Origin of the sequence: Mesoplasma grammopterae ATCC 49580 (assembly GCF_000701525.1) — a bacterium.
GTDB classification, from domain to species: domain Bacteria; phylum Bacillota_I; class Bacilli_A; order Mycoplasmatales; family Mycoplasmataceae; genus Mesoplasma; species Mesoplasma grammopterae.
In genome coordinates, this window is sequence record NZ_KL370789.1 from 138981 (window position 1) to 162064 (window position 23084).

The 23084-nt window shown below is 25.3% G+C and carries 19 protein-coding genes; 8 read left to right on the plus strand and 11 right to left on the minus strand.

All coding sequences use genetic code 4. From position 1 onward, the window contains the following. Positions 1-7: 7 nt before the first annotated feature. The 5 genes from tkt (at position 8) to T314_RS0103315 (ending at position 8805) form a co-directional block, all read left to right on the plus strand. Positions 8-1969, plus strand: coding sequence for a transketolase (gene tkt / locus T314_RS0103295; protein ID WP_029512178.1), 1962 nt, complete (start codon positions 8-10; stop codon positions 1967-1969). Positions 1970-2116: 147 nt separating this feature from the next. Continuing rightward, on the plus strand, positions 2117-3133 hold the full coding sequence (locus T314_RS0103300; RefSeq protein WP_029512179.1) for an alpha/beta hydrolase: 1017 nt from the start codon (positions 2117-2119) through the stop codon (positions 3131-3133). Between the two features lie 101 nt (positions 3134-3234). Next, the gene (locus T314_RS0103305; RefSeq protein WP_029512180.1) at positions 3235-3906 is read left to right on the plus strand and encodes a GntR family transcriptional regulator; all 672 of its coding nucleotides are present in this window, start codon (positions 3235-3237) and stop codon (positions 3904-3906) included. Between the two features lie 65 nt (positions 3907-3971). After that, complete coding sequence (locus tag T314_RS0103310) at positions 3972-6230, plus strand: glycoside hydrolase family 31 protein (protein ID WP_029512181.1); 2259 nt, start codon at positions 3972-3974, stop codon at positions 6228-6230. A gap of 10 nt (positions 6231-6240) precedes the next feature. Continuing rightward, positions 6241-8805 carry a glucose PTS transporter subunit IIA gene (locus T314_RS0103315; protein WP_029512182.1) on the plus strand — a complete coding sequence of 855 codons (2565 nt, stop codon included), beginning with the start codon at positions 6241-6243 and terminating at the stop codon, positions 8803-8805. Positions 8806-8849: 44 nt separating this feature from the next. On the opposite strand, the gene T314_RS0103320 is transcribed toward T314_RS0103315, so the two are convergent. From T314_RS0103320 to T314_RS0103330, 3 genes are all read right to left on the minus strand, one after another. Next, the gene (locus tag T314_RS0103320) at positions 8850-9158 is read right to left on the minus strand and encodes a PadR family transcriptional regulator (RefSeq protein WP_029512183.1); all 309 of its coding nucleotides are present in this window, start codon (positions 9156-9158) and stop codon (positions 8850-8852) included. 4 nt (positions 9159-9162) lie between these two features. Further along, entirely contained in the window at positions 9163-10302 is a 1140-nt protein-coding gene (locus tag T314_RS0103325) for a DUF1700 domain-containing protein (RefSeq protein WP_029512184.1), read from the minus strand. Between the two features lie 117 nt (positions 10303-10419). Continuing rightward, positions 10420-10974 (minus strand): hypothetical protein, encoded by a 555-nt coding sequence (locus tag T314_RS0103330; protein WP_029512185.1) that lies wholly within the window; start codon positions 10972-10974, stop codon positions 10420-10422. 112 nt (positions 10975-11086) lie between these two features. Here T314_RS0103330 and recD2 point away from each other — a divergent pair, with 112 nt between their 5' ends. Further along, positions 11087-13318: an SF1B family DNA helicase RecD2 gene (gene recD2 / locus T314_RS0103335; protein WP_029512186.1), complete on the plus strand. Its 2232-nt coding sequence runs from the start codon at positions 11087-11089 to the stop codon at positions 13316-13318. Then, positions 13311-13946 carry a hypothetical protein gene (locus T314_RS0103340; RefSeq protein ID WP_029512187.1) on the plus strand — a complete coding sequence of 212 codons (636 nt, stop codon included), beginning with the start codon at positions 13311-13313 and terminating at the stop codon, positions 13944-13946. Before recD2 ends, T314_RS0103340 begins: the two co-directional genes overlap by 8 nt. A gap of 13 nt (positions 13947-13959) precedes the next feature. Here the strand turns inward: T314_RS0103340 and T314_RS0103345 are convergent, their stop codons facing one another. The 3 genes from T314_RS0103345 to T314_RS0103355 are packed head-to-tail and all read right to left on the minus strand — an operon-like array spanning position 13960 to position 18204. Further along, positions 13960-15987 carry a lipoprotein gene (locus T314_RS0103345; RefSeq protein ID WP_029512188.1) on the minus strand — a complete coding sequence of 676 codons (2028 nt, stop codon included), beginning with the start codon at positions 15985-15987 and terminating at the stop codon, positions 13960-13962. Further along, on the minus strand, positions 15975-17282 hold the full coding sequence (locus tag T314_RS0103350; RefSeq protein ID WP_029512189.1) for an SGNH/GDSL hydrolase family protein: 1308 nt from the start codon (positions 17280-17282) through the stop codon (positions 15975-15977). The genes T314_RS0103345 and T314_RS0103350 overlap by 13 nt, the downstream gene beginning before the upstream one ends. A 1-nt stretch (position 17283) precedes the next feature. After that, entirely contained in the window at positions 17284-18204 is a 921-nt protein-coding gene (locus T314_RS0103355) for a hypothetical protein (RefSeq protein ID WP_029512190.1), read from the minus strand. Between the two features lie 296 nt (positions 18205-18500). Here T314_RS0103355 and T314_RS0103360 point away from each other — a divergent pair, with 296 nt between their 5' ends. Next, a complete protein-coding gene (locus tag T314_RS0103360; RefSeq protein ID WP_029512191.1) occupies positions 18501-19235 on the plus strand; it encodes a hypothetical protein in 735 nt (244 codons plus the stop codon). Positions 19236-19318: 83 nt separating this feature from the next. Here T314_RS0103360 and T314_RS0103365 read toward each other — a convergent pair whose 3' ends face one another. Genes T314_RS0103365 through nusB form a run of 5 tightly spaced genes read right to left on the minus strand, consistent with a single transcriptional unit; the run spans position 19319 to position 23065 of the window. Beyond that, on the minus strand, positions 19319-20431 hold the full coding sequence (locus T314_RS0103365; protein WP_029512192.1) for a Y-family DNA polymerase: 1113 nt from the start codon (positions 20429-20431) through the stop codon (positions 19319-19321). A 16-nt stretch (positions 20432-20447) separates the two neighbouring features. Next, positions 20448-21251, minus strand: coding sequence for a TlyA family RNA methyltransferase (locus T314_RS0103370; protein WP_029512193.1), 804 nt, complete (start codon positions 21249-21251; stop codon positions 20448-20450). Beyond that, positions 21251-21457: an exodeoxyribonuclease VII small subunit gene (xseB, locus tag T314_RS0103375; RefSeq protein WP_029512194.1), complete on the minus strand. Its 207-nt coding sequence runs from the start codon at positions 21455-21457 to the stop codon at positions 21251-21253. The genes T314_RS0103370 and xseB overlap by 1 nt, the downstream gene beginning before the upstream one ends. Next, entirely contained in the window at positions 21447-22661 is a 1215-nt protein-coding gene (gene xseA / locus T314_RS0103380; RefSeq protein WP_029512195.1) for an exodeoxyribonuclease VII large subunit, read from the minus strand. Before xseA ends, xseB begins: the two co-directional genes overlap by 11 nt. Then, positions 22661-23065 carry a transcription antitermination factor NusB gene (gene nusB, locus T314_RS0103385; RefSeq protein ID WP_023025735.1) on the minus strand — a complete coding sequence of 135 codons (405 nt, stop codon included), beginning with the start codon at positions 23063-23065 and terminating at the stop codon, positions 22661-22663. Before nusB ends, xseA begins: the two co-directional genes overlap by 1 nt. Positions 23066-23084 lie beyond the last annotated feature (19 nt).

A 23084-nucleotide genomic window follows, 5' to 3' on the forward strand; every position in this document is an offset into this window, starting at 1 on the left:
AAATAAAATGAAAACTATAGAACAAAAATCAATAGATAGTATTAGATTATTAGGTATAGAACAAATCGTTAATGCAAAAAGTGGGCATCCAGGTATGGTCATGAGTGCAGCTCCAGGCCTACATGAACTTTATATGAATCACTTAAAAATAAATGTAAAAGACCCAAAATGAATAAATAGAGATAGATTTGTTCTATCAGCAGGACATGGAAGTGCTTTATTATATTCCATTTTATATGCTGCTGGTTTTAATATCAAAATTGAAGATTTAAAAAACTTTAGAAAAATACATTCTATAACACCAGGTCATCCAGAGATAGATGTTACTGAAGGAATAGATGTTTCAACAGGTCCGTTAGGTCAAGGATTTGCCATGGGTGTTGGTTTAGCAATTGCGGAAAAGCATTTAAGTGCTAAATATAACAAAAAAGAAAATAAAATAATTGATCATAAAACTTATATATTATGTGGAGATGCTGATTTGCAAGAAGGAGTAACTCAAGAAGCTATACAATTAGCAGGAGTTATGAAATTAAACAAACTTATAGTTTTATACGATTCAAATGATGTTCAATTAGATACTAAAGTTAATAATGTTCAAATAGCGAATTATAAAGAATGATTAAACTCAATGAATTGAAATTACATAAAAGTTGAAGATGGATTTAACCCAGAAAAGATAAATAGCGCTATTAATTTAGCTAAAACATCTGACAAACCTACTTTAATTGAATTAAAAACTATAATCGGTTATGGACATGACAATCAAGGTACACCAGCTATGCATGGTAATCCATTTAGTAATGAAGATTTATTTAAAATTAAATCAAAGTTTGAAATAGAACAAGATTTTGATTTAAATGAAGATGTAAAAGAATTTTGAAAAGAGAAATTGAATCTTAGAACTGATAAAGAGTATTCAGAATGATGCAATCAGAAAGATAAATACTTAATAAATTATCCTGATGATTGAAAAGAATTAAATAACATCAAAGATTTAAAATTAGATGATTTTAAAGAATTACTGCATAATGAAAGAGAAGCAACAAGAATTTCTTCATTTAAAACTTTAACAAAAATGCAAAATTTATCTGATCATTTAATTGGTGGTTCAGCAGACTTAAGTGCAGCAACAAAAGTTTTTGGAATTCATGGTGATTTTTCTAATGAAAATCCACTTGGTAACAATATACAATTTGGTGTTAGAGAGTTTGCCATGTCATGTATTTCAAATGGTATACAATTGCACAGCAATTTAAAAGCTTTTAATTCTACTTTCCTAGTTTTTTCAGATTATATGAAAAATGGTATAAGATTATCAGCTATTCAAAAATTACCTACTTTGTATGTATTTACACATGACTCGCTTGCGGTTGGATTTGATGGTCCTACTCATGAACCTATTGAGCAATTAGCGGGACTTAGAGCAACACCTAATTTATATAATTTTAGACCTGCTGACATGAAAGAAACTATAGGCGCATATGTTTATGCTTATAATCAAAAAAAAGCACCTTCTACATTGAATTTTTGTAGACAAGATGTTTCTCAACTAAAAAATACTTGTTGAGAAAAAACTCAAAAAGGAGCATACACTGTTTCAAATAATGAAGAAGATTTTGATATTATTTTAATAGCAACTGGTAGTGAGGTTAGTCTTGCACTAGAAGTTTCAGAATTACTAAAAAATGATGACATCATAGCAAAAGTTGTATCTATGCCATGCATGGAATTATTTGATGAACAAGATGAAGAATATAAAGAATCTATCATACCATCTAATTTTGAGAACGTATGTATTATTGAAGCTGGAGCATCATTTGGATGACATAAATATTCAGGTAAAAAAGGTAAGTTATTTACCGTTGATATATTTGGTCATTCTGGAAATGGTGAAGATGTAATGAAAACTTTTGGATTCGAAAAAGAATCAATAAGATTAGAATTAAAAAAATATTTAAAAAAATAAGAATACAAAACAAAAAATGATTGATTCAAAAAAATTTTAGAATCAATCATTTTTTATTATTTTAAATATAAATTAACTTAGGTATTTATCATTTTTATTTTTTAAGTTAAAATAAACTAAATTAAAGTATTAAAGGCGGAACAAATAATGGAAAATATAAATTACAAAAAAGCAAAGAAACAAATTAGAAAATATAAGTATACTTTTTTAAAAGTTTTAGGAACAATTATTTTATTTCCAATAGTATTTATCGTTAGTATAATTCTATCAAAATTCTTTACTCCATACTTATTCAAATATCCAAGGGCAGGTAATGATGAAAACGGACATGAAGTGAATAATTTAAATCATTATTTAGCCGATATAAAAGAAAAGAAACTAAAAAATTGAGAACTTACTAAAGATCAAATTGAAGAATTTGAAATAGGATCAAAAGAAGCAAGTATAAGTTGTTTAATCTTGAAAAATAATTCAAATAAATGAGTTGTTGCATTACATGGATTTAAAAGAAATAAATATATGGGTGTTAGAAACGCAATTCAATTTTATAAAAAGGGATATAACGTAATATCATTTGATGCATATGCTCATGGAAAAACATATGGGAAATATTCAGATCTTGGAGTTACTAATTCAAAAGTTTTAAATGAAGTTATTAATTGAGTTAAAAATAATAATGATGTTGATGAATTAGGTATTATTGGTGTAAGTATGGGAGCGGCAACAGCTGTTTATTGAGCGCAACAGTATTATCAAGTAAATAAAATTGATTGATTAATCTCTGATTGTGCATTGACTCAACCAGTAGAACAAATTAGATTTTTTCTTAAAAAATATTTTAAATGATTACCTTGATGAATTGCATCTTTTAAAATTAATTGATTCTTCAAGAAATATTCTAAGACTAATTTAAAAGATATGAATTTGCAAAAAAATTTAAATTCATTTAGAGATTTACCTGTTTTATTTATTCATGGTAAATTAGATTCATTTATTGATTATAATAATTCAATACTTATGTATTGTGAGAAAACAAAAGATTTAGATAATAATAAAATTAAAATATTTGATGATTCAGAGCATAGTAGCTCAATAGTTGATCATCAAGATGAATATGTTATAATTACAATTGATTTTGTAAGGGAAATAATGAGAAAAAAGTAAAAAGTAACTAAACACCAAATGGTGTTTTTTATTTTAACTTTAAAGAAATTCAATTTAATCATAAAATAAGTATAATGATATTAGAAATGAGGTTTTTTCAAATGGATCATGATTATATATATTCTTACATTGAAAATAAAATACTAAGTAATGAATTTAGTGCAGATCAAAAAATGCTTTCAGAAAATCAAATATGCATAAAATTTAATGTTTCAAGAACTTTAGCTAGAGATGTTTACAAGGAATTAGTAGTTGATGGTTATCTGTATAGTATTCATGGTAAAGGATATTTTGTAAATGACAAAAAATACTGAATGAAAAATATAGGATTAGATAAAAAGTATCCTCATTCAGAATATAAAAATGAAATTCTTGACTTCAAAATTGAATTACCTAATTGATTTATTGAAAATTATAAATTAAATAAAAATGATTATAATTGTTTTACAAAAGCAAGATATTTAAATAATAAACAAAGACATTTATCATATGTTTTTTTGAATAATAAACTAATTTTAAATATGGATCTTAAAGAAATAAAAAAATCAGTTGTTAATTATCTAAAGAAAGATTTTGAATTTAAAAAATCATATAATTTTATCAAAATAGAAAAAGCTACAAAATTTGATGCTGATTTTTTTAGTATTAATAAAAATGATTTTATTGTTTGTCAATATTCAGTAATTTATCATAATGATGAAATAGTATTGCAATGCTCATTAGATAAAAGACCAATTGAATATTTAAATTTTGGATACATAGCAAACGTTTAAAATCTTGTTACTACAAGTTACACTCACTAAAACCAATTTTATAATAATAATGTGAGGTGACAAAAATGTCTATAAGAGATAATATAACAAAAAAACAATATGCATATAACTGTGTAGAACATGAAAGAATTTTTTCTATTGAGTCAAACTATGCTATTGCATTAAGATTAAGTGACGTTTGAGAAGAAGGCAATAAGCTTTATGTGGAAGTTACTTTTAATAATTTTCAAAAAGCTTATTTATCATTTGCTGAATATGAAAACGGAATAGTTAATATAAGATATTGACAAAAACAAATCCCAGTAAATAGATATTATGATAAAAACCATGAAAACATGGTAACAACAAAAATAGAATATAAAAATGATAAAAATGAAATAGCAATTTCATTAAAAAATGGTGAAAAAATTATCATTACAAAAAACAAATTCCAATTGGCATTAGTAGACGCTAATGGTGAGATAAAAACAAAGACTTCTTTAAGACCAGGATGAGATCATTTAGAAGGATATTGCACACCACCTTTAGGATTTAAAATTGATGATAATATTCAAAAGCCATTTATGACAATGCAGTTAGCTAGTGAAGAGTTAATTTATGGATTAGGTGAAAAATTTAACAATTTTGTTAAAAACGGTGTTCAATCAACTATTTTTAATGTAGATAATGAAGCTGTTTCAAATGGTGATTATGCTTATTCAGGAATACCTTTAGTATATTCTTCAAAAAATTGAGGATTACTATTAAATACAGCTCATAAAACAGAGTGAGAAATTGGTTCACCAACAACCGAAAGTTTATCATTTATGTCTACAGAAGAATGTTTAGATATAATTCTATTTTCAGGAGATTCATTAAAAGATTTAGTTAAACAATATACTTTATTTACAGGTAGAATAACTGGTGTTCCAGATGAAGCCTATGGATTATGATTAAACAGACTTTATTATCATAATAAAAAAGAATTATTCACTGAAATTGAAAATTCAATAAAAAATCAGTATCCAATAGATGTATTTACATTGGATCCAAAATGAATCAAAAATAGATATACAAAATCATGTAATTTTGAATTCAATGATGATCAATTTGGAGATTTAGAAACAATGCTTAGTGAAGTTCACGAAAAAGGATTTAAAATGTGTTTCTGAATAAACCCTTATTTACAAATAGATAATTCTGAAATGTGAAATGAAGTTTACGAAAAAGGTTATCATGTAAAAAAAGCTGATGGAAGTATTGCACATATTTGAAGTGGTTTTGGTAATTACCAAGAAACAGCTTCAGCTATAGATTTAACAAATCCAGATGCTGTTGTATATTGAAAAAATAAAATAAAAGATTTAATGTACAAAGGTGTAGATTTTATTAAAACTGATTATGGTGATAGTGTTGATGAAGACGCTGTAATGTTTAACGGTGAAAAAGGAACAAGTTTTAAAAATGGTTATGCTGAATTATATCTAAGATATGTTTATGAAGCAACTCAAGAAGTGAAAGGTATAGATAAAGGTTTCTGTTTATCAAGACCTGGATATATTGGAACACAAAAATATGTTGGAAAATGAGCTGGAGATTCAGCATCAAGTTTTAATGAACTAAAAATGCAATTACTTTCTGGTTTATCAAATTCACTTTGTGGAACAGTAATGTGAGGAACTGATATAGGTGGCTTTTTAGATATTAATGCTAATGAAGAAGACTTATATGCAAGATGATCACAATTTGGTTTATTGACACCTTTTTCAAGATACCATGGTGTTGGAGCTAGAGAACCTTGATATTTTGGAGAAAAAGACTTAAATATTTCTAGAGAAGCCGCTAAATTAAAAAGACAATTACTTCCTTACTATAAAATCTATGAAAAAGAAGCTATTGAAACAGGATTACCAATAATGAGACCTTTAGTGCTTGAATTCCCTAATGATACAATTGCCGCTAAAATAGATGATCAATTTATGTTGGGTGAAAATATTATCGTTGCTCCTATTTTAAGTAATAAAAAATATGAAAGACAAGTTTATTTCCCTGAAGGAAACTGAGTTGATTTTTCAGATAGAAAAATTTATGAAGGTAACAAAAAATATAATATTGATTGTCCAATTGAAAAAATACTAATCTTTGTTAAAGAAAATTCAATTATACCTATGATAAAAAATCCTATGTATAAATTTAACAATATAGATAATGAAAAAATTAATTTAAGAATCTATGGAAATGTTTTAAATGAAACATTAAAATTTAGAATAAATGACAAAGACTACTCTGTTGAAGTGAGAGACAACAAAATAGTTAATGAAAATGAAAAATTCGAAGTAGAATAAGGTGAAATTTATGGCAGAAAGCAAAAACATTAAAATTTATGCTCCCGTAGATTGTCATGTAGAAGATATAAAAGAATTAAATGATGGGGTTTTTAGTGAAGGTTTACTTGGAATGGGTATTTTCTTTGAACCAAAGAACAATAAAATTTGTTCTCCAGTTTATGGAAAATGTGTTCAAATATTCCATACAAAACATGCTATTCATTTTGAAGATTCAAATGGTAATATTTTATTAATGCATATTGGTATTGATTCAGTTCAATTAAATGGTGAAGGGTTTGATTTAAAAATACAACCTGGACAAACTGTTGAACCAAAAACTGAAGTTGTAGATGTTAATTTTAAATTATTTGAAAAAAATAATATTATAAAATCAACACCAATAGTTATTGAACAAGATCAAAAGTATGATTATAAAATAATATTCTTAAAACCTGGTGAATATAAAAAAGGTGATTTAATTTTAGAAATTGAAAAAACAATTAAAACTGAAACAAATATTGAAAAAGAAGAAATCAACTTATTGGATGATCAAGGTAATACATTACCTATAATTTTTCAAGATAAATGAGAAGGTTTATCAGCTGAAGTATTAAAAGCGATTCAATCAAAAGATAATGTTGTTAATATTAACAACTGCAACACTAGATTGAGATTACAAATCAAAGATACATCAATAATAAATACTGAAGAAGTTAAAAATAATAGATGAGTTAAAGGTGTTAACCTAAAAGGAAATGAACTACAAATAATTATAGGTCCGGATGCTTATAAACTTAAAGACACATTCACCGAATTTATAAATAAAAAACAAGTTAGTTTAAAAACTAAAGCACCTACTGAATCATTTAAGTCAAAGTTTATTAAAATTGTTAATGGTGTTTTAGTACCTGTTGTGCCTGTTATCTGTGCAGCATCATTTATTACTTTAGTAAAAACTATATTAGAAACAACTGGAGTTATTGACAGTGTTTCATTAAACTATATTTTTAGTAACAATGAAAGCTTAATCAATGGTGGCATAAAAATACTATCTGACTATGGATTGGTGACTGGTTTATTCTTTATTTTAAGTCAAACTGCTTGGGCATTTGTTGGAATATATTTTAGTTACTCTACAGTCAAGTTTTTAAAAGGTAACGAAATAATGGGTATTTTAATTGGACTTACTTTAATTTGTCCATTCTTATTTGGAGGAGCAAAATGAGATCTTTTCTCACTTGGAAATTGAACTTTTAGTGTAACAGCTTATCCTTCATCTATATTACCACATATATTTGTTGGTGTAGTATACGTTTACTTTGATAGATGAGTAAGAAAATGAATGCCAGTTAGTGTAGATTTAATTTTTAGACACTCACTAACTTATGCAGTTTCACTATTATCAGTATTTTTATTTGCTGGACCATTATTGGCTTTAGTTGAAAGCGGGTTATATTTTGTTATTATTGATGGTTTAGCTAATATACCATATGGTATTGGAACTGGTATATTTGGTTTATTATGACAACCACTTGTTTTAACAGGTATGCACGCAGCATTCTATATTCCTATTAATCAACAAATCGGTGAAGGAACACCTTTAGTTTTAGGAACTGTTAAAGAAATCGGTTCTCTTGGTCAATTTGGAGCATGTTTTGCATTATTATTTATTACTAAAAATTCAAATTTAAAACAAGTAGCAGTTTCAGCAGCTCCGCCTGCATTATTAGGAATAACAGAACCCGCAATTTATGGTTGCAACTTAGTTAAAGTTACACCATTTATAGCAGGATGTATTGGATCAGGAATTGGTGGTATCTATTATGGTGTAACTAACACCCAATTGTATGCAATTGGTAATGGTGTTTTATGTGCAATAGGTGCTATTCCTGGTGGAACAATGAATCTAGTTAACTGTTTAATTGGATTTGTAATTACAATAGGTTCTGCATTTGTTATTACTTTATTTTTATATAAAGAAAGAGTTGATGAACAAAAAGGTATCAAAAAAATATATAAAAAAATATCAAGCTTAATTAACCCAAAAAATGAAGCAATAATATCATTTGATACAGAAATTTCAGAAATTTCAGAATTATATTCAAAAGAAACAAAAGAACAAATTAAACGTTTAGAAGATTTATTATACAAAAAAGGTATTATTGAAAATAAACTTGAAAAAATTAATGTAAAAAAAGATTTAAAAAAACAAAATTATTCTAAAAAAGCATTAAAAGCTTATAAAAAAGATAACAATGAAAAAGTTATTAAATATAATACTTTATTACAAAATGTTAAATCAAATAAAAAAGTTTTAAATGATAAGTTAGAAGAATACATTAGAGAGATTTTAGAATTAAATAGTCAATATAATAAAATAACAATTAAAGCAAAAGAAATAACTAATGAATCAGTTGACAGACTAGTTATGATCACTAATAAGTCAGAATTTAATGAAATAAAAAACAATTTTAATCATCTAATTATGGCTTTAGAAAATAATGCATTAAATCTGCCTAAAAACAATGAAGAATTATTTAACTTTAGCGCATATATTAAAAAACAAAGAAAGTTAAATAAAATAAATGTTTAATATTAAAAAACTAGAAAAATAATTTCTAGTTTTTTAATATTCAATTACTCTGATACTAAAGAATTAACTTTTTCTGAAATATCTTTTCATGCTATTTTTTGATTATTCAATTGCTCTCTACCAAGAGAAGTAATTTTATAACATTTTCTCATTGGCCCACTTGAAGATTCTTCAAAGAAATGTTCACAAAATCCTTTATCAACTAATTTCTTAAATATTGCATAAGTTGTTGATTCATTAGTTTCAACAACTTCATTAAGTTTTTTATTTAATTCATAAGCATAGAAAGTTTTTTGCGATAGAAAGTTCAGCACCAACATCTCCAATATACCTTTTTTAAGTTCTTTATCCATAATACTAAAATCTTACAATAATATTTTCAACAGGTATATTATTAATTTTAAAGTTATATGCTATTTCGTATTTAATTGGTGTAATTGAAAGGAATTTAGCATTTCAAGGTGCTGTAATTTTAAATTTTAAATAAAGTCTTCCTGAGTCATAAGAACTATTTTCATTTTTTTCTCAATAACTAGCTTCTGATTGTTCAGTTATTTTAAACTCATTACCCAAACTTTTTTTAATGTTAAAATGCTTTTGAATTGATATTTGATTATCTGATAAGTTTATATCCTGTTTAGCTTCAAAAATTGTTCAAGGAGTTAAACCTCAATCAAAATCAATGTAAATTTTTGATTCAGATGTAAATTCTGATTCTTTTCCAGCAAAAGCATTAGATATTGTTTCATCTAAATCAAATTTTTCAACTTCATTATGATTTAGATAATTTCCTGATAAAACTGATCCATATATACTTTGACTTCCAACAGTTGATGTTATAACCCCAATACCACCTATGCTTCCACCAATAATTATCATTATAAGCATTAGTCTACTTAAAATTTTCTTTTTATCTTTAGTTTCATTAGTTTTACCAGATCACTTGTTAAAAATAACCTTAACAGTTAAGTAAGAAGAATTACTTAGAAAAAAGAAGAATATTGCAACAATTACACCAATACCCATAACCCCAATCGCTAGTGGTAATACCACTAAGAACTCATAATTAATAAATGCTATAACTAATGCCACAGGAATTAAAATAATAATTCCAACAAAAGTTAGAAAAAAGATGAAAGATAACAATATTGCCATTATTGAATAAATAAATCCAAAGATTTTTATAAATGTATTATTTATAGATTTAATTCAAGAAGAAGTCACTTCAGATTTATTATTAACTATTTTAATTTTAGTTATATCTGATTTAGATTTTTTAATCACTTCAAATTCTTCATAAAGCTCTTTTGCTATTTCATCAATAGGTCTTAAACCTAATAAAATTTCATTAGGTGATTTATTTAATGATAATTCTTCATTTCATAAATCTCGATAGTTTTCAATTATGTCTTTGCGATCTGATGTTTTTAATCCAGAAAGCTTTTTAGATAAAAGATTTAATCATTTATCCATGATTTTAGTTGTTTTTTTATTCATTTTTATATTTTCCTTTTGCTTTCAAGGATAATCATATACTAACTATTCTACATTATCAAGTACTCTACAATAAAAAAATAATTTAATACATAAATTTAAATTTTATTAATAAGTTTTTTATTTATCAAATTTAATTTTTACTTGATCTACTAAATCGATTTCATTACCACACATATTTATTTCATTTTTAAAATTAGCTTGATAGTTTTTAGTTAAGTTTTTATACAAAAAGTTTATATTAACTTGATTATCTGAAATATTATCTAAAATAATTGGTTTAAAATGAGATATTTGATTTCTTAATTCGCGAATACCATCAAATTCATTACGAGAAATGATAGGTCTATCATTATATGCACTTTGAATTTTATTTAAGTGTTTGAAATATAGATTTTGAGCTTCACTCATGTTAACGTTTTCTTTTAAAAAGAATTCTACGTCTCTAACATCACAATTCATTAAAACAGCTCTTATGTACTCTTCAAAGAAACAAATATAACGATAAAGAATATATTTAAGTCTTAAATCATATTGAATAACAGCAGCTATTTTAGAATATTCATCAGTATTTAAGTATTTAGCTATGTATTGATGATATTCAACACCTTTAAGTTCTTTATATTTATTATATGAATCTATTTCATTTTGATTTTTAAATTTTATTTCAATCATAGTATCTCCGATATCATAATTATCACATATTAAATTTAAATTTATTCAAAAAATAAAATGTTAGTTTTAACTAACTTTTGTTATAAAATATATAAATATAAAGGGTGAGAAGATGAACGAATTATTAACTTTTAGAGGATATGTAGTTAAATATGGTTTTTCAAATGATGCTGGTTGAGGAACTGGTACATTTGCTAGTGAAGATAATTTAAAACAACATATGAGTATTAAAGGATCAATAACTAGTATGGATAAAAAAACTTTGTACGAAATAACTGGTTATTTTGAAGAACATCCTCGTTATGGTAAAAGTTTTAATGTTCAAACTTATCGAAAAGCACCCATTCACTCAACTAAAGAGCAAATTAAATTTTTAGCAGGCCCTGCATTTCCAGGTGTAGGAGAAAAAACGGCTGAAATTATAATAAATCACTTAGGTGATAAAGCAATTACACAATTAGTTAAAAATATTGAATTATTAAATGAAATACCAGGACTTAATGCTATTTATATTCCAATTATTAAAAAAGGGATAGAAGAGAATATCAGACAAGAAGGTCAAGAAAGATTAAGATATATCTTTTTTGAAAATAATCTTAAAACTTCTATATTAGATTGAATGGATAATCACTTTGATCAAGATAATGACATTATTGAAAACATTTTTTCAAATTCATTTTTATCATTTGCAAAAGATAAAGAAATTGCTTCATTTGAAGAACTTGATAAAGTTGCTGTTTATTTTGGATTAGAATTACACTCACCAGAAAGAATAGCTTACTGAGCTTGAAAGTTAGCTGATGATTTTTTATTTGCATCTGGAGATACTTATACAAACAAAGATTATCTTTCAAGAAGTTTAATGCGTAAGTTAAAAATACAAGATACTGAATTACTTTTTGAAGGTATTTTATATGCTAAAGAAAAAGGTATTTTAAAATTAACTAAAAATCGTATTTATACAGAAGAATCTTGAAGAGAAGAGCAAATTATTGCAGATAATATAATAAAGCTTAATATACCCACTAAAAATGCAAACAAAGAAGGTATTTCATGAGAAATAAATCAAATTGAAGAAGAAATAGCTTATGAAAATAAAATTAAAGATTTTAAATTTGATGAAAAACAAAGAGAAGCATTAGAATTATTTGCAAATAATAAATTATCTATTATTACTGGTGGACCTGGAACTGGTAAAACCACATTGATTAAAGGAATAGTTAAGCTGTTTAATCGTATGAGTGGTACTGAGGATTATGCAATAGCAACACCAACAGGAAGAGCTGCTGCTAGAATTAGAGAAACATACAAGAAATCATATGCAACAACAATACACAAACTATTAGAAGCAAAAGAACTTAATAAGTTTCAAATTACACAAAATAATCCATTAAATCAAAAACTTGTAATTTTAGATGAATGCTCAATGATAGATAATAAATTATTTGCAAGTTTTATACAATCTTGTGATCGAGTTAGAAAAGTAGTTTTAGTTGGTGATGCTAATCAATTACCAAGTGTAGGGTATGGAAATACATTTGCTGATTTATTAGAACTAGATTTTTTAAAAACAATTAAACTAGATACAGTTCATAGACAAAAGAATGGCAATGGTATTGTTGACTTAGCTTATAAAGTGTTAAATGAGACATTAGAGATAAGTGATTTAGAATCTATGAGTAATGTTGAAATCAACTTTGATTATAATAATCAAAACACCATGAACAAAGTTACTGAAATTGTTGGTCAACATTGAGATGATTTAGAAAAAAGAGCTAATCATTTACAAGTTGTTTGCCCAATGTATGGTGGTGGATTAGGGATTGATGAAATCAATGCTCAAATCCAAAATGAATTTAATGAAAATGTTAAAGATAAAAAGAAAGTCTATGATCGAGGAGATTATCGATTTGTAGTTGAAGATAAAATCATGTTTTTAAAAAATGACACTGATTTAGATTTAGCTAATGGTGATGTAGGTAAAATAATTAAAATTAATTATGATGCTATAGGTAGACTAAAAGATGTTTTAACTGAATTTAATGATAAAGAGATATTATTACAACCAAAAAACTTTAGTGATGTAAAATTATCTTATGCAACTAGTGTGCATAAGACTCAAGGAAGTGAATATAATAATGTTTTATTAGTTATAGATAGTCCTAAATATAATTCAGGTTTTATTAATAAAACATTAATTTATACAGCAGTAACAAGAGCAAAAGATAAAATAGTTATTTTAGGTGATAGTGATTTATTCTTTAATGCAATTAAAATAACACCACCTAGAAGAAATACAACACTTATTGAAACTATGCTAGAAAAGAGAGAAACAAATGGGTAAAAAGCAAACGTATTTAAAATATTTGGCAACTACTTCAGGATTATTCTTTTTAAGTACATTATTGGTTAAATATTTTGATTTTAAAAAAGATGTGTTTAATGGAAATACAACAGCCTTATTAATAACAGAAATCATTTTATTTTTAATTGGTAGTTTATTATTAGGATTTTATTGATTTGTTAAATTTTATGATTTAAATAAAGAAAAAGAATATGTAATGACTAAAAAAGAAAAAATTTATTTTTTTAGTTCCTTAGGTTTATATTCATTAAGTTTAATATTAACTATGATATTTATTGTAGTTGCTCATAATATTGTTAATATAACTGCATTGTTTTTTGTGATGATAGTATTTATATTATTAGGTTTAATAGTAGGATCAGTATTTGAAATGATTAGTCGTTTAGGATATCAAAGCTATGTAGCCAAAAAAGAATATGAACAAGCACAAATAATTAAAAAAGAACGTATCAAAAAAATGATTAGCGAAGATAAAAATATAACTGAAGAAGAAGCTAAAACTATAGTTAGTACAAATAAAAAAAGAACAAAAGAAGCTGAAGCATTATTGAAAGCTGATATTGTTAAAAAGAAAAAAGAAAAAGACACTAATCCTTTTAAAGATTAATGTCTTTTTTAAATTAATTTTTAATACTCATTGCTGATATTGAGTATTTATTTTTAACTACTTTAATTGTTATTGTAATAGTAGCAACAGTAGTTTTATCATTTATAACATACTCAAAATTATTATCATCAATTTGTTTTTCATTTGAAACTTCAATTGAATCAAATTGTTTTTGCATTTTTTGTTTTAATGTTTCTTGCATGTCTTTAAATTCTTTTGTTTTATTATTTAAAGCAGTAAATAAACCATTACTTCCTTTTGTATCATTTAATATTTTACCTAAATAATCAAAGAATGAACCTGATTTAATAAATTCTTTATCATCACCAATAGAAGATCTAATATATCCTAATTTAGTTAATAAATCTTTTGGATTTTCTTGTGCAACTTTAACAACACCTTGTAATTGATTTACTAAATTAGAAACATTATTGAAATCTATTTTTAATGGTTGATCATCTTCAGTTGTTAAATCAGTTAAACGAGTAAGTAAAGTTTTAATTGTGTAATCTCCACTAACCGGAAAACCTAAGATATTAACTTTCCCATTCTCATTTAGTTCTTTATTTGTGAAAGGTTTTAAAAATTTATCTCATGTAACATCTCATGGTTTTAATAAAACTCCCTTATTAATTAAATCAATTAATAAGTTAGCAGTTTTTTCGTTAATTGTTCCTAACGCAGCAGCTGCTTTTAAAGCTGTTGTAATTAAAGGTTTAAGAATAACTTCGCTTAGTTTACCAACTATATTATTATTAGAACTTACTAATCCTAATCCACCCACAAGCATACTTCCAATTGGTTTATCAGGTGTTGAAGTACCATTTAATAACGCTTTAAAAACTCCACTTAAACCAGCATCATCATATACTGTATTCGTAAAGTTATACATAAAACCATCTATATCAGGAATTAACCCATTAGCTGCTGGTTTATATTTATTGTGCCCTCTAAATAAAAATTGTAGTAAATTTTGGATTTCTTTACCACTTTCATCATTAAAAGTTTTATCTAAATATCTGATTAAATTTTTGATATCTAATTCATTTTTAACTTCAGAATATTTTGCACTTCTAATACTTTGTAAATTACTTCATGAAAGTGTTTCAATATTTGATTCTGATTTTTCTATAATTTCTAATCTTTGAGTAGCAAAGTTATTTAAATAGATAACTAATACTCTAGCAAAGTTAACAATTGAACATAATGAATCTCAATTATCTACAATATTTAAATTAACATTAGACTGTTTTGATAAATCTTGCATGGCTAAAACAGAACCATTTAATGCTGCTGCTCTTCATTCATTGGCTTCTTTGGCTGTTGAATTTTTATATCTTGCTTCTTTACCTGCAAAAACATTTAAAGCGTTACTAAAATCAACAATAGATGAATTTAAAACTTCTTCCATTGTGTAATTTTGATATTTTGCAGTTGAAGGACTTAAAGCATCTGCTAGTTTTTTAATATTGGCATCTGGTAATAATGCTGCTGCATAATCTAATAATCCTTGATCAGAAATAATTTGTGGCATTAAAGTAATTCCTAAATCTACTAAAAATAAAATCAGTTCAATTATTTGTCCATTACTCATAAATGAAATTAATGTAGGATAGATATTTGAAATATTCATAATCATATTAGGATCTTTTGGTGCTGTTCCAGAAATAATTTGAATATCACTTTTATCATTTAATTTACTACTTATTAATTCATTGCCAAAATATGTAGATTGAATGTCAGTAAAACGAGAATTATTATTTATTCCATTAGTATTTGATGTTTCAGCAGTTGCATCTAATTGCTTTATTCATTTATTCTTAATCATATTTTCATATACATAATTAAAATCATAATTTGTAGATTCATTTGAATTTAAATAATATGCCTTAGCTACTTGTTTAAGCAAAATATTAATGTCTTGAGAGTTATATACAACAGGATCTTTTGTTTTAGGTTGTATTTGACCACAAGCAATTACAGAAGCTGAGGCTGAAGCTGTTAAAGTTATAGCAGCCAATAAAGAAATTAATTTTCTCATTTCTTACTCAACTCCTTTGCATGGTCTAAAAGAATTTCAGAAACCAGTTCATGAACTTGTTTTGTTGGGTGAACAAAATCAGTAAAGAAAAAATTACTCATATCTTTATCACGCTCATCATTGATATATAAACTTCTTGAAGTTGTTCTTGTTGCTGAAATTGTAATGTCTAAAGTATTTTTAGCTCCAAATACAATATCACTTTTAAATTCGTTTATTACACTAGAAACATTATCAAATAAATCTAATTTTGGATCTGTATTAAATGTCATTTTCTCATTATTTAATTTTATTTCTATTGCTTGACCATCACTATATGCTTTATCAATAATTGCATCAGGTCCTGCTATTTTTTTAAATTCATTTTCTAACTCATTAGTTTTTTTGTATAAATCATATAATTCAATTGAATCAGGATAGTATTGTTCAACTTCGTTAAGAACATTCATTATTTTAGAATAATATTCATCACAAATATTAATTATAAATTCAGCCCTTTTCTTTGCTTCAGAGTTCCCTGCGTTAGCTTCATTAAAAATGTCACGATATCTTGGTGGAAAGTCCATTCTTGGAGGAGTCATAAAGATTATGTTTTTTATACCGTTGTTTAATAAATTAAATAATGCTGTTCTTATTCTATCAATGCTATCATTCATAAATTCTACTTGCTTTGCTTCATTTCCTTCAAAACCAATTAATGAAAATAAATCATTACCACCAATTTCAAAAAACACTAAATCATTGTTATTAATCTTATGTTGAGATAATAAAGCTTCAGTTTGTCTATCAATAGTTGCATCATTTAATAAAATACCAGTTGGAAAATCAAGTTTAGCTGCAGTAGCTCCACCAACAGAGTAGTTTTTACCATAATTTGTGCTTTCTTTTTTAGATAAGAAATTACTTGGTTTCATTTCCCCAAAACCTAATTTTTCTGACAAAATTGTTCCAGCTGTCATTCCATTACTAAATGCTGAATAATGAACATCATTTTTTTCATAGCCATAAGCCCCTGATAGACTTACATTTAAATCAACCATTTGATTTGCAAACTTAGTTTTGATTAAATTTGAGATTCCATCAGTATCACTTAAACTATCACCAACTATATAAAAATTAGTAAAACCATATTCACCTGGTTGACTGTCATCGATTGCTTTTGATTTATCAATTCCTTTTCCAATCATTAATGGATTGTTAGTGAATGGTTCTTGATTTTCACCACAACTAATAACACTAGTAACTACAGGGGTTATTAATGCTGTTGCCGCTAAAATTGCTAATAACTTTTTCATTTTATTCTCCTGCACTTTCGACTATTTCAGATTTTTCTCATTTTTTATATTTTCATATTCCAAAACCTAAGCATGTAGGTGAAACTACAACAGCTGATAACATAAAAATAAATGATAATTGAGCCATTGTAAGACCTCTTGTAAAGTTAGGGTGATATAAGTCGTCAATTGTTACATAATCAGCAACATCTTCAACTCTTAAGTTTTTGTCTACAAACGGATTTTGTAAACTTTGAATACTAATTGCGTATTTAATTGAATCAATTTGTTGATTTAAAAATCATACCTTGTTATTTACTAGTTTTGTTCCTGGTGATTGTTTTACTGTAATTCCTGTCAATCCAGGACCAGTAGATTCAATTAAATCTTCATATTCATCTTGATCTCATACTGATTGTTGCTTAATTGCATTTTCTCTTAAATCACTTGAAAATATTTCACTAATTCCATTTTTATGGAAAATTCATTGAGTACCAGTATTAACATAACCATATGATTGAAATTCTGATGCAATAGCTTGATCAAATTTAATCATATCTGTAGCAATGTCATAAAAATCAATATTTTGTTTTTGATCAATAACTGGTTGTCATCTTTCTGTATATCAATCATTTGTAAAATCAGTATATAAAGGTGTAAATTTGTCCTTTTCAGCTGCATTAAAAGAATCAATTGTTGAGATAGCATCAGCTAAATATGAAGTTCTAATAACATTATGCATAATTGGTTCATATAATGGGCTTTCTGCATCTAAAACATACTTGTCTTTTGGCATAATAATTTGTAATTGTTTTTTAACTGAGTTAATAAATCTAATAGATTCGATTCCAAGTCCTGGTATAGTAGAGGCAACTGCGCCAATACCGTATAAAGAAGATATCACAATAAGTGTTATCCCTTGTTTCTTAAGTCCAAACTTCATAAAAATTTTCCTCTTTTATAACTTTCGTTTAAATAATATTAAATATGATTATACATTAAATAATTATATTTTCAAAACTTTAAAATGAAAAGAAAATATCAGTTATAGATAAAATACCTATAAAAATAAAAAATAAGAATTTAATATATTTTTCCTTTAAATTAGAAACGGAACTTAATATAAAAATCTTTAGGCTTTTTAGATATCTAATTGCATTATGAAATCATCATTTTCATAAATATAGTGTGCTAAAATTAGTGTACAAAATATATAAAAATAGAAAGATTGCAAACAAAATGAATAGAAAAAACTATAAAATGTTTTCTAAAAATAGGGATACAAAAGAAGAGATTTATGTTAGATACAGGGATACATTTTTTTTAGAAAAAGATTGCAAAAAAATAGCAGATATTAAAGGAAGATTTGCAATCTTAGATCTTGAAGCTTTTGGGACTGGTGAAGATTTAATAAAAAATGAAAAAGAAAATATAAATAGATTTCCTTTTTATTGTGGAATATTAATATGTGAAATAAAAGATGGAAAATTGAAAGCAATTGAGGAAAAAAGTTTTAATTTTATTAATTTAAAATCAGAAGAAGAATTAAATTTTAAACAAAATAATTTAGGTAAAGAAATTGAAAAGTATTTAACAAATAATAGAATTAAATTTATATTTACGTACTTTAATAAAATGGAAATTACTTTTTTTAAAGAATTTGTAAAAACTAAGTATACTTTTATTGATATTTATTTATTTACTAAAACCTCATTATTTTCTTTTAACAGAAGAGAATTTATATTTGGTAAATATGACAAAAGTAATCAAAATTTAAATGGGAAAAAGGTTTTTTTTGAAGCAAGCAAAAAAATTTTTGATTCAAATTTAAGTGAAAAAGAATTAAAAGATTTTATAAACAAGTTAAATTTATATAATTCCCAAGAACTCTCAATGCTTTTTAAGTTCCTTGATGGTTTATTAAAAAAATATTTGAATAAAAAAAACCAAAAATATCTAATTAAAAAAGTTTAAATAGAAAGTAACAATAGAATTCTATAAAATATTTAAACGCTTCTATAAAACTATGTTTTTTTGCAAAAAGAGCATATTTAAAGTTAAATAATTATATTTTCAAAACTTTGTTGTTTTACCAGTTTATCCTTTTCAATTAAATTAGTCACTCCAATTCCAATTAAAGAAATAGATTCACCATCATAAATATCATCTAAAATCACTTTAACTCTTGAGTATAATTTTTCTATACTATCTGTATATTCGCCAAAAGTTTCACTATAAGTTCTTCTTTTTTTATGTTGTTTTTTGTCAAAATTAATTTCTTGATTATAAAACTTAATTGATAATGTTACAGTTTTTGCAAGGATATTATTCTTCTGCATTCTTAAAACAACTTTTTCTGCTAAATTAAATAATATTTCTTCAATATCTTCAATTGCCATATTTTTCTTATCAAAAGTTTTTTCTTTAGATATTGATTTAACTGATGTTTCTCAATATGCTATTTCATCATTTTTAATTCCATGTAATTTTTGATACATTTTTTGTCCAGATAAACCAAAACTCTCAGCTATTATTTTTTCATCAAGTTTTACAAAATCATTAACTGTTTTAACGTTTAATAATTCCATTTTTTCTAAAGATGAACTACCAACACCAATAACATCTTTGATTGATTTATTTCATATTAAAGTTTTAAAATTTTCTTTTGTTATTATTGTTATTCCATTAGGTTTTTTCATATCACTACCCATTTTTGAAAATAACCTTGTAAAACTAGCACCTATACTACAAGTTAAACCTGTTTCTTGATAAACTGCAGCTTGAATAGCTAAACATAAATTTTGAACATTTCCATATTTCTCTCAAATATTAGTAGCATCAATAAAACATTCATCAATTCCTAAAACTTCTACCTTATACGTAAACTGTTCTTTTATTAAATTAAATATTCTTTCACTATATTCTTCATATAGATCTCTATTACCTTCTTTAATTATTAATTCACCATAAGCCAGTTGTTTTGCTTCAAATATAGGCGTTCCTGCTTTTATTCCATATTTTCTAGCATCATATGAGGCAGCAATAATAATACTTTTATCATTATTTCTTGCTACAACAACTGGTTTATTTTTTAAAGTCTTGTCATTAGCTTGCTCACAACTTGCAAAAAAAGCATCCATATCAAGATGCAAAATTACTTTTTGATTCATGTGGATGCCTCCTTTTTTAAGTTAAGTATTTTCAAGATTGATTAACAACTTTGTTTAGTTCTTCATCTTTTCAATCCTTTTGCTTTTCTGTTTTTGTTAAATAAGCTAAATATTCAATATTTTGTTTCTTATTACCAACTATTGGTGAATAAGTTAATCTATCAACAGAGAAACCATTTTGTTTAGAATAATATATAAAATTTTTAATAACTTGCAAATGTGTTGATTTTAGATTAACTTTACCATTTTTAGCTAATTCACTACCTGCTTCAAACTCAGGTTTAATTAAAACAACACCACTTGTTTGTTCTTGGATTAAACCGTTTAAAGCTGGTAAAATTTTATCTAAAGAAATAAAACTTACATCACAACAAAAGAATTCTATATTTTTATCAAAGTCTTCTTTTTTTGCATATCTAAAATTATATTTTTGCATATCTTTGACTAAATTATTATTTTTTAAAGATTCATCCAATTGATCAGTACCTACATCAACTGCATAAACTAAACTTGCATTATTTTCTAAACATACTTGTGTAAAACCACCAGTTGAAGCACCAATATCTAAACATACTTTATTGTTCAAATCAATTTTTCAATCCTTAATAGTTTTTTCTAATTTTAAACCAGCTCTTGAAACAAAAGTGCTTTGCTTCAATCTAATATCAATTAAATCAGTTTCACTAACCATAAAACCAGCTTTTGTAATTAAAACATTATTTACATATACTTCTTTTCTATTAACTATTTGCTCTTTTGCCTTGCTTCTTGTAGAAACTAATGCCTTTTCTACAAGAACTTCATCTAAACGCTTTTTCATTAATTAAATTCTTCGATTTTATTTTCTGCTAAAACTTTGTTAATAGTACCTTTGTATTCAATTAGCTTTTCCTTTGCTAATTGAATTCTTTTAATGTTTTCTTCAAATATCTTCATAGCTTCTTCCATTGATATTTCACTTGATGATAATTTCAATGTTTCTTCTTTTAATTCAATAATTAATTGATCGTATGTTTTATTTTCCATGTTTTTTTACTCCTTTGATGATAGTTTCTATTTCACCATCTTTTAACACAAGTTTTATTTCTTGATTTATATCTACTTTGTCAACAGAATTAATAATTTGCTTATCTTTACTCATAATTAAACCAAAACCTTTGTCTAATGGCTTTTTAGGGTCTAATAAAGCTGTTTTTGATTCTATGTTTTCTATAAACATTTCATTTCTGCTAATTATATTGTTTATATTATTGATAAAACTTTTTTCAATGTAATTTAAATCAAGTGATTGTAAGTCATATTTATTATTAATCTTTAAAATATTTTGTTTTTTAAATTCTTCAATTTTTAATTGTTGATTATTATAAACGTTCTTAAATAAACGAATTTGATTTTCATAATTATATGCTAATTCTTTTAATAGTTCTTCTGTACTAATTGAAGCTAATTCAGCTGCTGCAGTTGGTGTTGCTGCTCTTAGATCAGCAACATAATCACTTAGTGTTATATCAGGTTCATGACCTACAGCACTAATTATTGGAATTGATGAATCAACTATGGCTTTTAAAACTTCCATTTCATTGAAAGTTCATAAGTCTTCATAACTTCCTCCACCACGACCAACAATTAAGATATCTAATTTAGGTTCAAATAAATTAGCTTGTTGTATTTTATTTGCTATATCAAACTTAGCAGTTTCACCTTGAACCATTGTTGGAAATAAGTAAATGTTTACAGAAGGCATTCTTCTTTTTAATGTTGTTATTAAATCTTTAATAGCAGCACCAGAATCAGTTGTAATTAAACCAATGTTTTTAGCAAATCTATTTATTGGTTTTTTTCTTGATTCATCTGTTCAACCTAGAGCAGTTATTTCTTTTAAACGTTCTTCAAAAATTTCTTGAAGATCACCTTTTCCTTCAACAGTTACATCAACAGCTTCAAAACTTACTCTTCCGCTTGGAACATAATAAGTTAATCTACCATAACATGTAATTTCCATTCCTTCTTTTACATTTAAGTTTGTTAGTTTGTGTGCATTACTTTTTCATATCATTGCAGCTATTGTGCTTTGATTATCTTTCAAAGAAAAATATACATGTCCCGATTTGTTAAAAGTTAGGTTGCCAACTTCTCCTCTGACATATATATTTTTAAAATAATTACTACCTTCAATAGCTTCTTTAAATATTTGACTTATTTCAGCTACTGAAAATATTTTGTTTTCCATTATAGTTTAATAACCTTATCCAAACATGCATTTACAAACTTGTAATCAAAATCAACTTCGTTTTCTTTTACCAAATTAACTAATTCATTAATTGTTACAGCTTTTGGAGTTGGAGTAAAAATAATTTCATATGCACCAATAATTAAAATTGATTGAATGTATGTTGGTATTCTATCTCATTTTCAATTAGCACTTAAATGTTTAATAATTTCTTTTTTTAGATCTGAAAGCTTTTCAGCGATATTATTTGCTATTAGTGTTGTTTCAACATCTAATTTTTCCTGTGTTTCATCTAATATATCTTGTTTAATATAATTAACATCATTATTCATTAATAAATATCTATAAAACATTTGAACTAGATATGTACGTCTTTTTGTCATACTTAATTTTTGTTCACTCATAATATCACCTACCTGCCCC